Consider the following 14,471-nt stretch of genomic DNA (forward strand, 5'->3'; position numbering starts at 1 on the left):
ACTTTTTTGTGTTTTTTAGCTGCCTGGGCTTTCTGCTGAGCTTTTTTCTTCTCAACTTTTTTCACCGGTTTTTTGGTGGTGTCAGCTTTAGCTGCGGTAGTCGTTGTAGCAGTAGTGGCCGGAGCAGCTGCCGGAGCAGGCGTACCCGCTGCGAAAGCTACAGAGGACAGACCCAGAGCCGCACCTGCGATCATCACTAAAAATTTATTCATCGTAACTTCCTCATTATCCAGTTCACAATTCGAACCCCAGGGTGGGCCGATGACTGAAGAATAGGGGAACATACGCTAGCGATCTGTGAGTGTTTGGTTTCCGCGTGTAACGGTTTGTACAAGGTTTGCAGACGAAGAATTTGATGAGGGTTTGTGCTCGATAATTGGCCAGCGGAACAGGAAGCGTGCGCCGCCTAATGGGCTGCTGTCTACCTCGATTGTGCCGTTATAAGCGCGGACGATGGCATGAACAATCGCCAGCCCCAGGCCGCATCCACCGCTGCTATTTTCGATACCGGCTTCCAACCGGACGAAGGGGTCGAAGATATGAGCGCGGTCTTCTGGCGCAATGCCCGGCCCGTCATCCTCCACCTGTAGGTAGGCGGTATGCTGGTCGAGCGTTAGCCCTACCCGCAGGCGATGCTGACAGAAACGCAAGCCGTTATTGACCAGATTATTCAATACCCGCTCCATTAGGCGCAGGTCCACGTAACCGAAGTTATTATCACCGGTAACATCCAGCTCGATGTTTTTATCGTCGTTCACCAGCCGAAAATCCTCGATTCGCTTGTGCAGCCATTGCGACAGATCGATCTCTTCGAGATGCAGTGTCACCTGCGGACGGTCAAGGCGGGCGTAGGTCAGCAGTTCATCGATTAACGCTTCCAGTTGGCTGACATCACGGTTGATGGCTTCCTGCTCCTCGTCGGTCAGGTTGTCACTCATCGCCAGCCGGTAGCGTAGCCGGACCAGCGGTGTGCGCAGCTCATGGGCGATATTGTCGATAAGCTGTTTTTTGCTGGTAATCAATTGGTTGAGGCTGTCGGCCATGCGGTTGAAGGCCACGCCGAGGCGGAACAGGCTGGAGGTGTTATCAAAATGGGTTCGCTCTTCCAGGTGGCCGTCACCCAGCCGCTGCGCGGCACTTTCCAGTTGCAGCATCGCCTTCCAATGTGGGCGCATCCACAGGAATACCGGTAACGCCAGCGACAGGCCGATCAACGCCAGAAACAGCAGGTTGACCAGCCGAATTTCATGCAGGAAGAACAGATAAGGAATCGGGCCGACCGCCAGTACATAGTGACTACGGGGGATGCGCTGGATGAAGGTGTACTCGTCGTCCAGCACCACGATTTCCCCCTGAATCAGCCGTTGTTGCGCCTGTGTGCTGAGTCGGTATTTGCTGATTGGCTCAATGTGTAACTTGAATGACAGATTGAGGTCCAGCTGGTTGATGGTTTTGTGCCACTCCCGTGGTGGAATAGAACGTAGCTCGTTGCGGATCAGATACAACGAGCTTTTCATCAGGTCATCCATCGACTGGCGACCGGCACGTTCCGCCGTGACTTTGTACACCAGCCCTACCAGCAGGGTCATTACCAAAAAACTGGCAAACAGCAACAGAAAGAACTGAATAAACAGTTTTTTCATGGCGTCAGCGTCTCCCAGGCATTAGGGGCGAACAGATAGCCTTTGTTGCGGATGGTTTTGATACGCACCGGCTCCAGTGCGTTGTCGTACAACTTCTTACGCAGGCGCGAAATCGCGACGTCGATACTGCGGTCCATCCCGTCGTAACTGACGCCACGCAGCGATTTAAGCAGCGCTTCGCGGTCCATGATCTGCCCGGCATGGGTGGACAGCAGCCACAACAGGTCAAAATCCGACGTGGAAAGTGCGATGTTTTCATCCGCCAGCGTAACGTCTCGATTGACTGGGTCGATGCACAACAGGCCAAAATGCAATGATTTATGCACCTGAACCTGCGTTGTCACTGGCGCGCTTTTTTCCACCGGTGGCTGCGGCGCGGCGGCATACTGACGAAAATGCAGACGTAAACGCGCCAGTAGCACCGCTGGTGGTGTGGTTTTCAAAATGTAGTCATCGGCACCCATTTCCAGCGACAGAATGTGGTTCATGTCGCTGTCAAGCGAGGTGAGCAGTACGATGGGGCCGGTGTAGAGGGGGCGTAGTTCCCGGCAAATGGTCATACCATCTTTGCCTGGTAACATGATATCCAGCAACACCAGGTCGGGCTGTTGTTCTTCGATGAATGCCAGCGCGTTGTCGCCGCGTGACTCAATACGTACATCAATATCATGTTTGCCCAGATAGGCTGCGATCAACTTGCCAACTTCCGGATCATCTTCAATAAAAACAACTTTATACATGACATCCTACTCACAACAGAACGCGTATTATGGCTCATGCCGACACCGTCTGACGGCATGGGCGGCTACGACGTAAGCGTAGGGTGCGCTGGATCGCATTGCCAGCAGAAAAGTCCCTGCTTTTGCCTGGTAGCTCTACAATTATTAGAGATACTATACCTTATTAATCCTTTTTACGTTGTAATGGTTAACGTGAAATGGCGTGACGCCAACGGTCGGTTGACGGAAAGGAGAAAAAGGATGGAAGAGGCTCACTCCGGGCCTGCGGGCTCCTCTGAAAGAGAATGCGTGTGCATTGATTACACGGCGTATCTTGGTGCGTTGTGTCGCAAACGCTGGCGCTTTGTCGACGCGTTGTACGGCGTGATGCCGATTTTCGGCATGGTGACCAAGTCCCCCGTGGTTGCTGGTCGTGTTGGTAAAGATAAACTGCTGGAACTGGCGATGCAGGTACTGTCTACCCAGGCCAGCGATGAAACCAACCTTTCCCGTCTGATTACACTGGCGTACCAGCATGGGGTAACCGAGCTGGATATCCGGTTGCCTTATGCACTCTCCGGCGAACAGTTGCAGGCGATAGCGCAGGCATGTCGCGATCATCGGTTGACGTTAAGTCAGAATGCAGAATGCCTGACGGTACGTTCCGCCACATCGACGGCCCCATCCGGGCTGCTTTGCTGAACAGGTCTAAGGTGAACCGAATCGGACCCCGCATAACGCGGGATCCGCTGAAAGGTCAGGAGGCTAACTCGTCGGGAACGGGGGTGGTTTCCGCCAGCGCCTGCTCCAGCGTCGCGTAGAAACCCAGCCGGTTGGCGATCGGTGTGACGTTCGCCCGCGCCAGTGTTTTGAGCGGCTGGAACGGGATATCGGTAATGATCAACTGTTTTTCCGGTGGCAGCAATTCCACAAAATGGCGGAATGCATTAAGGCCGCCTGCATCCAGCACCGATACGGCATCCCATTGCAGGACGATCGTCGGGTAAGGCTGGGCACGTTCCATCAACTCACTAAACAGGCGCTCCGCGGCGGCAAAAAACAACGGGCCATTAACGCGCAGCACCAGCCGTTGGCCCGCCAGTGTGCCCGGCAGCTCGCTCAGTCGTGTCATGCGCGCCACATTGCCCATGAACAGCAACGACGCCAACACAATGCCGACCGTAATGGCGATGACCATATCGAACAGAACGGTTAATCCCATGCACAGCAGCAGTATGAGAATATCGTCACGCGGTGCATGGCGCAGCAGGTAGACAACCTTGTGCGCTTCACTCATGTTCCATGCCACCAGCAACAGCAGGGAAGCCATCGCCGACAGCGGCAAATAAGAGAGCCAGGGAGCCAGCACCAGCAAAGATAACAACACCAGCAAGGCATGAATCACCGCGGCGATCGGTGACGTCGCGCCAGCCCGCACGTTGGCCGCGGAGCGGGCGATCGCTGCCGTAGCCGTGATGCCACCGAAAAACGGTGCCACCATATTACCGATGCCCTGGCCGAGCAGTTCGCTACTGGGATGGTGTTTGCGCCCGGTCATGCCGTCGAGTACCACCGCGCATAACAGTGACTCGATGGCACCGAGCATCGCCATGGAAAACGCGGCGGGCAGTAGGTCAGACAGGCTTTTCCAGCTCAGCGTCATGGTGTGGCCGTCCGGCGCGGGAATGTTCCACGGCAGTAAAAACTGCGGCAGAATCGCCGGGATGCCCTGACCGTGGCTACCATCGGCCAGCAGGTAGCTGAAGCGTGATCCGATAGTGGCAACATCGATGTGAAAAAACGATGACAAGACGCCCATCACGGCCGTACCGGCCAGGAGTGCCGGAAGGTGACCCGGCAGGCGAATGCCCAACCTTGGCCAGATTATCAGCACCAGCAACGTCGTCGCGCCGATCAATGTATCGCCGATGTTCAGAGTCGGCATTGCCTGCGCCAGCGCCACCACTTTCTCTGCATAGTGCTCCGGCACCGTGGCCATGGTCAGCCCAAAAAAGTCTTTTACCTGCATGGTGGCGATGGTGATAGCAATACCGGACGTAAACCCAAGCGTTACCGGTAGTGGAATATATTCAATTAACCGCCCCAACCGACACAGGCCCATCAACAGCAAAAATACGCCGGAGAGTAGGGTGGCGACCAGTAGCCCGGAGATGCCGAACTGCTGGGATACGGGATGAAGAATAACCACAAATGCAGCGGTGGGGCCGGAAACGCTGTAGCGGGAACCGCCGCATAGCGCGATAACCAGCCCGGCAATCGCCGAGGTATAAAGTCCATACTGCGGGGGCACGCCACTGGCGATAGCCAGCGCCATCGCCAGCGGGATGGCGATGATCCCGACGGTAATCCCGGCAATAACATCATGAGTGAAACGCGACAGCGTGTAGGTTTCTCGCCAGCAAGCTTCAATCAGCGCGCTGAACGGTCTGATACCGTTAATTCGGTGTGATTTCATGGAAAACAAGAACCAAACAATGAAAAACAGGCGGGTCGACAGCGGCCCGTCACGGCCAGGGCGTGTGCCGCCTGCGGTGGTTGCCAGAGAAGCGAAAACAAAAAGCGCAGCCGTCGCGGTAGGACACAGTCCAAAGCCGATACCATACGCCTGTTTTTTGGCGTAGATCCAGCGGTAAATCAACGGAAAGGATTTTTTCAGGCAAGAAGAGAATATTGGTGTACCCATCACCGTATTGCCGGTATCACAGAAGACGATACCGGCGTGGCGATTACAGCATGATGGTCATCAGATACGCGGCGAACAGCGCCAGGTGTGCGCTGCCGTTGAGGACGTTGGTGCGGCCGGTGGAAAAGGAAATGTGGCACAGCACCAGTACTGACAGCATCACCACGATATGTGGCAGATCGAGCGCGAAATCCAGTGTGCGACCGGTGAGCGTGGCGATCAGCGTAACCGCGGGCACCGTCAGCGAAATGGTGGCTAACACTGACCCAAAAAACAGGTTCATGGCACGTTGTACCTGGTTGCGCAGTACGGCGGTGATAGCACCTAATCCTTCCGGTGACAAAATCAGCAGAGCCACCAGAAAACCGGTGAACTGAGACGGTGCGTTCATCGCCTCCAGTAATCCTTCCAATTGCGGCGAGTCCATCTTGGTCACACCGATTACCGCCACCAGATGCACCAGTAGCCAGATGGCGTGCCAGGCGGAACTGTGGGCCGAAGGTTTGCCGTGATGCGGGTCGTCGTCATCGCCGTCGTCTTCATGTTCGTAGACAAACAGGCTCTGGTGTGTCCGGGTTTGAATCAGCAGGAAAACACCGTACATCATGGCGGAAATCAGTGCGATGATAATGGATTGCGCAACGGAAAAGTTACCCTCTGGCAGAGCAGCAGGAAACACCAGCACCAGTATCGCCAATGGAAAGATAGCCATCAGATACTGTTTGATGCCGCCCAGATTGACATACTGGGTAGCGAATTTGCGGCCACCTAATAACAGGGCGAAGCCGACCAGACCGCCGCTGACGATCATAATGATGGAATAAAGGGTGTCGCGCATCAGTGTCGGCGCGGCATCGCCGGTCGCCATTAGTGCCGAAATCAGACTGACTTCCAGAATCACGACCGACAAACTGAGGATCAACGAGCCATAGGGCTCGCCCAGACGATGCGCCAGTACATCGGCGTGGCGCACCACGCTGAAGGCACTGGCAAGGATCCCTACCAATGCCAACAGGTTGATGCCAATCATGAACGGCAGGCTGCGAGTATCGCCCCACAATGTCAGCGTCAGCAGCGCCAGCAACGGAAAGATCAGTGTGTATTCATGGTGACGGGTTTTCACCGCGTCGGAGGATGTCGGCATGGTCGAGTCTCCTTATACCGTCTAAAGATAAGCGTTTTTATTGCATCCGAGGGGATTGACGCATTGGTGTGATGCTGCGCTGTTGCCCGGATGATTTTCCCTGCCTCTCCGACCGCTTCGGAGCCAAAAAATTGTTACTTAACACTGCGTATATCCTCGTTTTCAGGTTTTAACGAAGTGTTTCCATTATTTGATTTTTATATCATGAATAGTAAAGGAATTTGTGATTGTTGTTTACTGTTTTTATTGAGTTTTAACGAGATTTTTCTTTTTTAATGTCATTATTTTTGAGCTGAATGATATGAAAACAAGACAGGATTGCTATTTTTTCATGAGTGCCAGGGCGTGGCACAGTATGACACCAGAGCGAAACTGTTCGTGAATGTCTTCCGCACTATTGCATCGGGCTATTAGCAAAATTCTGATAAAGATTAGCGATATTTTGCCGTAGAAATAAACAATACCTGCGTTGATTACAGGGTTGATGATCGGCCAAAATAGACGAGGCGATGCAGCCGCGCAGTAAGAAACATTTAGTGAGGGCAGTGGGTAGTGTTGACGCGTGATTTTTTGCAGAAAGCAGATTGTAAAACCTCGTTTGGCCGTATTGATGATTCCCTGTTGCTGACCCCTCAGCAGCGAGCGGCGTCTCTGGCGTGTACGCTGGCTTCCCGCCCTGACCAAAGCCCGGTCTGGGTGTTCGGTTACGGCTCGCTGATGTGGAATCCGGTATTTGATGCCGAAGAAACTTGTGTGGCGACATTGAGTGGTTGGCATCGCACCTTTTGTTTGCGTCTGACGGCTGGTCGCGGCACCCATAGTCAGCCTGGCCGTATGCTGGGGCTGAAACCGGGTGGTGAAACCACCGGACTGGCCTACCGGCTGCCTGAAGCGACCTTGCGCGAAGAACTGGAACTGCTGTGGAAGCGTGAAATGCTGACCGGTTGTTACCGGCCGCTATGGTGCGAACTGCGCTGCCAAAGCGGTAAGCCGATCAGTGCACTGGTGTTTGTCACCGACCCCGAGCATCCGTTGCTGGAAACCGACACCTGCATACAGAGTATCGCGCCGCTGATTGCCCGCGCCAGCGGGCCGCTCGGCACCAATGCTCAGTACCTGTTCGCGCTGGAGCAAGAGTTGGAACATTACGGCATGGCGGATGAAAGCCTGAGCGCGCTAGCACAGCGGGTGCGGGAATTACAGCAGGGGCCCTCCGCCGGTCAGGCGTAGCATTAATCGTGCGCCTGATGGCGTCGCGTTATGAGGCTGAGGTTGTCTATACCCGTCCGGCGACAGTGATGATACCATGCTGGCAACGTGTCACGACCTGGGGTTGCCTTCCCGGCGACAAGGCCTTCGTCAATGAGTCCATTTTATCAACAGATATGGGGAACTGCGGCGCGTCCCGGTAAAGTGCTGGGTGGTTTCCTTTCATTGTGCCTGACGTTGTTGGGTCTGTTGCTTTTTACCTTCCTATTAGCCCATCTGGCACCGATCGATCAGGCGTTGCCTGTGGCGGGCGAACATGCCAGTGATGCCACCTACAGCCAGGTGCGTCAGCAATTGGGGCTGGACCAGCCGATGTGGCTGCAATTCTGGCATTATCTCTCCGCGTTATTGCAAGGCGATTTCGGCATCTCACGCACCACCGCGCAGCCCGTGCTGCAGGATTTATTGCGCACGTTTCCAGCCACCTTTGAACTGGCGACTTGTGCGATTGTGGTTGGGTTCAGTGGCGGTGTCACGCTGGCGCTGCTGTCAGCATTGAAACCTGGCGGAATGCTGGATTATCTGGTCCGAGGCATTACGTTGCTGGGTTATTCGGTGCCCGTGTTCTGGATCGGTCTGCTGAGTCTGCTGCTGTTTTATGCCGTGCTGCACTGGTCCGCAGGGCCGGGACGGTTCGATGATATCTATCAGTACTCGGCGGAGTTACCGACGGGTTTTGTTCTGCTGGGCGGCTGGAAAAGCGATTTGGCGATGCTGCGCAACGCGTTGGCGCATTTATGGCTACCGGCCTGCGTGCTGGGGTTTGTGTCGATGGCTAGCATCGCTCGCATGTTGCGTACCGCCATTCTGGAAGAGTGCGGCAAAGAGTACGTGACACTGGCCCGCGCGATGGGGGCCAGCCCGTTGCGTATTCTGTTTTTTCACATCCTGCCTAATATTCAGACGGTGATGGTAACGGTGCTGATGCTGTCTTACGCCAGCCTGCTGGAAGGCGCAATACTGGTGGAAACAGTATTCTCCTGGCCGGGCGTGGGGCGCTATTTGACCACCGCGCTGTTTGCGGCTGATATCCCGGCGGTGCTGGGGGCGACGTTGCTGATTGGCGTCTGCTTCATCCTGCTCAATACGCTGGCGGATGCGTTGATCTTTTTGCTGGACCCCCGAACACGATGAGGCGAGGACCGGCATACTCAAGCGACTGTCCGCCGCGTCGCTCATTGCGCCAGGCATCAGTGCTGAACAGCGTTAATATCTGCATGGTGATATTGGTGTTGTTGGTGCTGCTGGCACTGTTCGCCCCCTGGCTGGCACCGTTCGACCCCTATAGCCAAAATGTGATGCATCGTTTGCAGCCACCCGGTCCGGAACACTGGCTGGGGACCGACGGTTTCGGCCGTGACCTGCTTTCACGGGTGATTTATGGCACCCGCCCGGCGCTGATCATGGTGGCGTTGATTCTGGTGATCACCATTCCTATCGGGCTGCTGATAGGGGTAGGGGCCGGTTATCTCGGTGGTTGGGTCGATCGACTGCTGATGCGGCTTACCGACATCATGCTGGCACTGCCGGGACTGGTGATTGCGCTGGCGCTGGTGGCGGTGTTGGGGACGGGGCTGTTGCATGGCGCACTGGCATTGGCGTTGACCGCCTGGCCGCAGTTTGCCCGTCAGGCGCGGGCCGAAACCATGGCGCTGCGCAATAGCGAGTTTCTGGCAGCCGCCCGGATGCAGGGTATCAACGGATGGCGGCTGATGTACGGTCATGTACTGCCGCTGTGCCTTCCTGGCGCGCTGACACGGGCGGCCATGACACCAGGCAACATGATCCTGGCGGCAGCCGGGCTCGGGTTTCTTGGTGTGGGCGCGCCGCCGCCGATGGCGGAGTGGGGAGCGATGGTGGCGGAAGGCAGCAGCGTGATGCTTGAACAGTGGTGGGTCGCTACCATGCCAGGGTTGGCGATTTTCCTTACCAGCCTGACCTTTAATCTGCTGGGCAGCGCCTTGCGCGACAGACTGGACCCCCGCTATGACAAACGCTGAATCTTTGCTGCTTGAGGTCAAAAACCTGTCAATTCGGCGTCATGGTGGGAACCCACAAACGCTGGTACAACCGCTTTCATTCAGTATGCGGCGCGAACGGGTCGCGCTGGTTGGTGAATCTGGTGCAGGCAAGTCGCTGCTGGCCTGGGCGTTGATGGGGTTACTGCCGCCGGAGTGCCGAATGGAAGCTGACCGGCTTGAGCTGGTCGGGCAGGATTTGCTACAGCTTAGTCCGCGGCAATGGCGGCAATGGCGTGGTCGGCGTATGGCGATGGTGATGCAGGGGCCAAAGCACGCGCTCAATCCGATGCGCACCATCGGCTGGCAAATGGCGGAGCCGCTGCGGTTGCACACCAGCCTGTCGCGTGCTGAAAGGCGCGATCGGGTGCTGGAGAGCCTTAATGCGGTCGGTCTGGCGGCGTCTAGCGGGGTACTGACGTGCTACCCCCACCAGATTTCCGGCGGAATGGCGCAGCGGGTCATGCTGGCGATGGCGATGATCACCCGCCCGGATCTGTTGATTATCGATGAGCGTACTTTTGCACTGGACCGGGAAACACGCGTGCAGGTGCTGTCGTTGCTTGATCACCTGCTGACCGAACATCATATGGGGCTTTTGCTGATCAGCCATGATTTGCCGCTAGTAGTACACCATTGCACCCGGATACTGGTGATGCGGCAGGGGAAACTGGTGGATGAGCTGGCGGCCTCGCACCTGCCGGATGCGACACACCCATACACCCGCGCCTTGTGGCAGGCCCGGCCAGGCAAACATACCCACGGTCAGGTGCTGCCAACAGCCGTAGACAACGCGGAGGAGCCGCGTGATGCATGAACCTATAGCGGTGATGTTGCAACAAGTCAGTGTGGCCCATTGGCAGGGCTACCAGCGCCACGAAGTCGTACATAACGCCAGTTTCAACGTGGCACAAGGCGCGTGTTTTGGGCTGACTGGGCCATCCGGCAGCGGAAAATCCTCCCTATTATGGGCGCTCGCGGGGCTTAACCCTCACTGGTCGGGCAGTATGACGCTACTTGAACGGTCGGTAACGTCCGGTCGGCCATTCGATTCGCTGTTGCGGCGTCAGGTGCAAATGGTGTTTCAGGACCCTTACACGTCGTTGCACCCGCGCCACTGCCTGCGTAAAACCCTGAGTGATCCTCTGCGGCTGATGGGGATGACCGATATCGATGAACGGCTCTCGCAAGGGGCGGCGCAGGTTGGCCTGCCGTGTCGTTTACTGGATGACTACCCTCATCAACTGTCCGGTGGGCAACGCCAGCAAATGGCGCTGTTGCGCGCGCTGTTGCTGCGCCCTCAATTGCTGTTGCTGGACGAAGCAACATCGGCGCTGGACACGGTTGGGCAGGCACGCATCCTCAACCTGCTCAATCGTCAGCGTGAAACAGAAGAGCTGACCATTATCATGGTCAGTCATGACTGCAATGTGATGGCACACATGTGTGACCGCATGGTGTGGATACAGGAAGGGCGGCTGCAACCCCGCTGAGCAGAATTTTTCTGTGTTGCCGTCTGGCGGCGCAGGCGAATTTCTAGTAAACAGATCCTCGCGCTGATGCAGTGATCCCGAGGAATAGAAACGATGAAGGCATGGTTTGCCATTCTGCTGACGCTGACCCTGATGGCCAGCCCGCCGGTAAAGGCATTGACGCCGGATAATACGCTGGTGGTGGCGATCTCGCTGAGTGGCATCATCAGTTTTGATCCGGCGGAAAGTTTTGAAACTGTCAGCAATAGCTGTCTTGCCTCGCTTTATCAGGGGCTGGTGGCGAGTGATCGTAATCAACCGACCCAACTGAATCCTGACCTAGCGCTTGCCTGGCGCGAAGGGCGTGATGGACACAGCCTGATTTTTACCCTTGACCCCAACGCCGTCTTCGCTTCGGGTAACCCGGTGCTGGCCGATGACGTCATCTATTCACTGACCCGGGCGGTAAAACTCAATAAAACGCCGGTGTTCATTTTGAATGAACTGGGATGGGTGTCGACAAACATTGATGGGCAGTTCCGGAAAATCGACGATCATCAGTTGGAGTTACGCTGGAGTAGCGATATTGGCAGTGAGCTGGTTTTACGCTTGCTCTCGTCCAGTGTGGCGTTGATTGTCGACAGCAAACTGGTGGAAAGCCACCGCGACAACGGTGATTTTGGCAATCAGTGGCTGAGAAGCCGCTCGGCGGGCAGCGGCAGTTATCAGATTCGCCATTATCTGCCGCAGCAGGCATTGCTGCTGGAGAGCAACCCCTATGCGCGTCGCCAGCCCGGGCTGAGGCAGGTGATTTTGAAAGACGTCGCGGACCCGAGCGTGCGCCGTTTGCTGTTGCTACAGGGCGACGTCGATGTGGCCTACGATCTGGGGGCGGACCAGTTCAGCGCGCTGGAGAATCAGCCTGGCATCAATGTGAATCAGGCTTCCGGGGCGAAGATTTACTATCTGGGGTTCAACACCCGCAACAGTGCGGCACCGTTTTTGAGCCAACCTGCTTTCTGGCAGGCGGCGCGCTGGCTGGTCGACTATCAGGGCATTGCTAATCGTCTGCTGAAAAGGCAATTTCGGGTGCACCAGAATTTCCTGCCGCAGGGGTTTGACGGCGCAGCGTTGGAAAAACCGTTCCGGCTGGATGTCGCGAAAGCACGGGAAATACTACATGATGCGGGGATCGCGCCGGGCAGCCAGTTTACGCTGCTGGTCGCCAACCAGCCGCCCTATGTCGAGGTGGCGCAGGCGCTACAAGACAGTTTTGCTCGTGCCGATATCCGTATCGAGGTACAGACGGTGGTGGAGAGTGAGCTTTGGACGCGTATGCGACGCGGACGTTTTGAGGCGGTATTCACCTACTGGGGGCCGGACTACATTGACCCCAGCAGCAATGCCACTGCGTTCGCCCTCAATCAGCCCGATACCCCCGCTACGTTGGCAACCCGGTTGGGGTGGGTTATTCCAGAATTAAGCCGGTTGACCAACGCGGCTGCTGCTCAGCGCGACCCACAAATGCGGCGCGATATCTACCTGCAATTGCAGCAGGCGGTCAGGGACAATTCACCGTTCGTGGTGATGCTACAGGGCAACCGCCTGGTGGCGGTGCGCAATACGGTACTGAACGTTCGGCAGAGCATCGCCAATTCGATGCTCTATTTTGACGAGGTCATCAAAGTGAAAGCTGATATACCCGCCTCACCTTGAGGTACGCTACCAGCCTGACTGGGCCACGACGATTGATGGCGCATCAGGATGAGCTCGTCACGCGTTCAATCAGCAGGTTGGTGCTGACCGCACCAGCGATACACAGAGCCATGGGGATGAAGAAGTCATTGTTGATATGCGTCAGCTCCATGATCAACACCAGACTGGTCACCGGCATTTTCATTGAGGTCGCCAGAAACGCTGCCGCGCCTATCACCGCGTAGGCACCCGGCTGGTTGTGCGGGAAGAACCACGACCAGACACCGCCCAACGCCACCGCCAGCAGTGCGCCGTTGGCCAGACCCGGTGTTAGCAAGCCGCCTTGTGCGCCAGCGCGCAAACTGCTCCATTGCACCAGTACCTTCGCACCTAACAGCAGCAATGCCAGCATGACCGGCAACTGGCTGGTGAAGCTCAGTTCCGCTGGACCTTTGCCGTTACCCGCCAGCTGCGGCAGGATGGTCACCAACAACCCCAGCAGGATGAAGTTGAGCAGGTTGGTGATGATAATGTGGGCGTTTCTCGGTGACTGTTGCCGGGCGTGGCGGGTGAGGCGAACAAACCCGTAGGCGGCGACCCCGAATATCGGCCCGGAAAGTAGCGCCCAGACGGTTAAATCGTTGGACACGTTGAGCGGAAGCGTCAGGTGATACTGGTATTCATCACCCAGCCCGGTGCGTGCCACCAACGCCGCCAGCGAACAGGTCAGCAATGCTGCCAGGCTGGTCTTGATCTGTACTCGTGCCAGCAATACTTCAATCACAAACAGTGTACTGCCCAGCGGGACGTTATACACCGCCGCCAGCCCACCCCCTGCACCACAGGCGATCAGCAAACGGGTGTCATCTGGGGTCATGCGCAGCGCGCGACTGAGATGATTGGCAGCCAGTGCGCCCAGCTCCCGTGGCGCGACTTCCCGCCCCAGTGGTGAACCCAATGCGACAGTCACAATCTGCAGTAGCGAGTGAATAATGGTTTCTTTTACCGGCATATCCGGTTTTTCCGCTTGCAGCGCCGAGGGGATACTGACCAGTCGGCGGCCGTAGCGATATAACGTATACCACCCCAGCCCCGCTACCACGCCGCCTACCAGCAAAGCCACAAAGCGACGAACGGGATCCGCCGCCGACACGCCCTGTAAAAAGCTTTCTTCGCTGATGACATGGTCCAGACTGTAGCCGTAGGCCAGATGCTGAATGGCATGGAGCAATAGCGCCAGCAACATGCCGCCAAGGCCAGACAGCACGCCGGTTAGCGTGAGTGCGATGATAAAACGAATCGGTTGGGAAACACGTTGAGAAATAGTTTCGGACATACAGGCCCACGTCAGGTCTTGAAAGCAGCATTGCCGCATTATACTGGCTCTCTCTCAACCGTGGGTCACAACACCGCAGACGACGCTGACAAATTAGACGCTGACAAATAGTTGCGTAGCGGGAAGACGGAAATGCGTAAAAATAAGGGAGGAAACAATAAGAACCTATTGGGATAGGCTTTAAACCAGCAGCAATATTTATTTCCGGCTGATTAAATAACGTGGTCTATTCTTACTACTTCGGATTTTTAATTCGAATCGACGTGTAAGCAATAAATAAGAACCATTATTCCCGTCATCCTCCCGTTACTGGGGCATGGCTGCGCACCCGCCCCAGACCGGCTCAGGGCTGAAGGGCAATGCAGTGTATTGCCCTGTAACCCGAATGATCACGGGTATATACCCGTCATACTTCAAGTTGCAGGTGTGTTGGCTGCGTTACTCGGCCCATTTTCATGGGCCTCGCCCCTT

13 protein-coding genes are annotated in these 14,471 nt (G+C 56.3%); 7 read left to right on the top strand and 6 right to left on the bottom strand.

From position 1 onward, the window contains the following. The 3 genes from asr to rstA all read right to left on the bottom strand — a co-directional run. Window positions 1-212 (bottom strand): acid resistance repetitive basic protein Asr (asr, locus tag OB87_RS19215; RefSeq protein ID WP_033570972.1); only part of this gene is annotated, 212 nt, incomplete at its 3' end. A 75-nt stretch (window positions 213-287) separates the two neighbouring features. After that, on the bottom strand, window positions 288-1,643 hold the full coding sequence (gene rstB, locus OB87_RS19220) for a two-component system sensor histidine kinase RstB (RefSeq protein WP_033570973.1): 1,356 nt from the start codon (window positions 1,641-1,643) through the stop codon (window positions 288-290). Next, complete coding sequence (rstA, locus tag OB87_RS19225; RefSeq protein WP_033570974.1) at window positions 1,640-2,383, bottom strand: two-component system response regulator RstA; 744 nt, start codon at window positions 2,381-2,383, stop codon at window positions 1,640-1,642. The genes rstB and rstA overlap by 4 nt, the downstream gene beginning before the upstream one ends. Before the next feature lie 240 nt (window positions 2,384-2,623). Between rstA and OB87_RS19230 the strand changes: the two genes are divergently transcribed. After that, window positions 2,624-3,064, top strand: coding sequence for a hypothetical protein (locus OB87_RS19230; RefSeq protein WP_033570975.1), 441 nt, complete (start codon window positions 2,624-2,626; stop codon window positions 3,062-3,064). Window positions 3,065-3,119: 55 nt separating this feature from the next. Here OB87_RS19230 and dauA read toward each other — a convergent pair whose 3' ends face one another. After that, window positions 3,120-4,838, bottom strand: coding sequence for a C4-dicarboxylic acid transporter DauA (gene dauA, locus OB87_RS19235; protein ID WP_033570983.1), 1,719 nt, complete (start codon window positions 4,836-4,838; stop codon window positions 3,120-3,122). Window positions 4,839-5,109: 271 nt separating this feature from the next. Continuing rightward, window positions 5,110-6,210, bottom strand: a complete 1,101-nt coding sequence (gene chaA, locus OB87_RS19240; protein ID WP_033570976.1) for a sodium-potassium/proton antiporter ChaA — start codon at window positions 6,208-6,210, stop codon at window positions 5,110-5,112. Window positions 6,211-6,762: 552 nt separating this feature from the next. Here chaA and OB87_RS19245 point away from each other — a divergent pair. From OB87_RS19245 to OB87_RS19270, 6 genes are all read left to right on the top strand, one after another. Beyond that, window positions 6,763-7,440 (top strand): gamma-glutamylcyclotransferase, encoded by a 678-nt coding sequence (locus OB87_RS19245; protein ID WP_033570977.1) that lies wholly within the window; start codon window positions 6,763-6,765, stop codon window positions 7,438-7,440. Between the two features lie 132 nt (window positions 7,441-7,572). Next, window positions 7,573-8,613 carry an ABC transporter permease gene (locus OB87_RS19250; protein ID WP_050515759.1) on the top strand — a complete coding sequence of 347 codons (1,041 nt, stop codon included), beginning with the start codon at window positions 7,573-7,575 and terminating at the stop codon, window positions 8,611-8,613. After that, complete coding sequence (locus OB87_RS19255; protein ID WP_033570978.1) at window positions 8,610-9,479, top strand: ABC transporter permease; 870 nt, start codon at window positions 8,610-8,612, stop codon at window positions 9,477-9,479. The genes OB87_RS19250 and OB87_RS19255 overlap by 4 nt, the downstream gene beginning before the upstream one ends. Further along, window positions 9,466-10,314 carry an ATP-binding cassette domain-containing protein gene (locus OB87_RS19260; RefSeq protein ID WP_033570979.1) on the top strand — a complete coding sequence of 283 codons (849 nt, stop codon included), beginning with the start codon at window positions 9,466-9,468 and terminating at the stop codon, window positions 10,312-10,314. Before OB87_RS19255 ends, OB87_RS19260 begins: the two co-directional genes overlap by 14 nt. Continuing rightward, window positions 10,307-10,990 carry an ABC transporter ATP-binding protein gene (locus OB87_RS19265; RefSeq protein WP_033570980.1) on the top strand — a complete coding sequence of 228 codons (684 nt, stop codon included), beginning with the start codon at window positions 10,307-10,309 and terminating at the stop codon, window positions 10,988-10,990. The genes OB87_RS19260 and OB87_RS19265 overlap by 8 nt, the downstream gene beginning before the upstream one ends. Before the next feature lie 93 nt (window positions 10,991-11,083). Next, a complete protein-coding gene (locus OB87_RS19270) occupies window positions 11,084-12,685 on the top strand; it encodes an ABC transporter substrate-binding protein (protein WP_033570981.1) in 1,602 nt (533 codons plus the stop codon). Between the two features lie 43 nt (window positions 12,686-12,728). Here the strand turns inward: OB87_RS19270 and OB87_RS19275 are convergent, their stop codons facing one another. Continuing rightward, window positions 12,729-14,000, bottom strand: coding sequence for a chloride channel protein (locus tag OB87_RS19275; RefSeq protein ID WP_033570982.1), 1,272 nt, complete (start codon window positions 13,998-14,000; stop codon window positions 12,729-12,731). Window positions 14,001-14,471: the final 471 nt, after the last annotated feature.

The sequence above is a fragment of the Dickeya undicola genome (assembly GCF_000784735.1).
In the GTDB taxonomy this organism is placed as follows: domain Bacteria; phylum Pseudomonadota; class Gammaproteobacteria; order Enterobacterales; family Enterobacteriaceae; genus Dickeya; species Dickeya undicola.

Bases quoted from the DNA above. Each gene is read 5' to 3' on its own strand.
- chaA (WP_033570976.1), bottom strand. From the start codon at position 6,210: ATGCCGACATCCTCCGACGCGGTGAAAACCCGTCACCATGAATACACA.
- OB87_RS19250 (WP_050515759.1), top strand. From the start codon at position 7,573: ATGAGTCCATTTTATCAACAGATATGGGGAACTGCGGCGCGTCCCGGT.
- OB87_RS19265 (WP_033570980.1), top strand. From the start codon at position 10,307: ATGCATGAACCTATAGCGGTGATGTTGCAACAAGTCAGTGTGGCCCAT.
- OB87_RS19260 (WP_033570979.1), top strand. From the start codon at position 9,466: ATGACAAACGCTGAATCTTTGCTGCTTGAGGTCAAAAACCTGTCAATT.
- OB87_RS19275 (WP_033570982.1), bottom strand. From the start codon at position 14,000: ATGTCCGAAACTATTTCTCAACGTGTTTCCCAACCGATTCGTTTTATC.
- OB87_RS19255 (WP_033570978.1), top strand. From the start codon at position 8,610: ATGAGGCGAGGACCGGCATACTCAAGCGACTGTCCGCCGCGTCGCTCA.
- dauA (WP_033570983.1), bottom strand. From the start codon at position 4,838: ATGAAATCACACCGAATTAACGGTATCAGACCGTTCAGCGCGCTGATT.
- rstB (WP_033570973.1), bottom strand. From the start codon at position 1,643: ATGAAAAAACTGTTTATTCAGTTCTTTCTGTTGCTGTTTGCCAGTTTT.
- OB87_RS19230 (WP_033570975.1), top strand. From the start codon at position 2,624: ATGGAAGAGGCTCACTCCGGGCCTGCGGGCTCCTCTGAAAGAGAATGC.
- OB87_RS19270 (WP_033570981.1), top strand. From the start codon at position 11,084: ATGAAGGCATGGTTTGCCATTCTGCTGACGCTGACCCTGATGGCCAGC.
- rstA (WP_033570974.1), bottom strand. From the start codon at position 2,383: ATGTATAAAGTTGTTTTTATTGAAGATGATCCGGAAGTTGGCAAGTTG.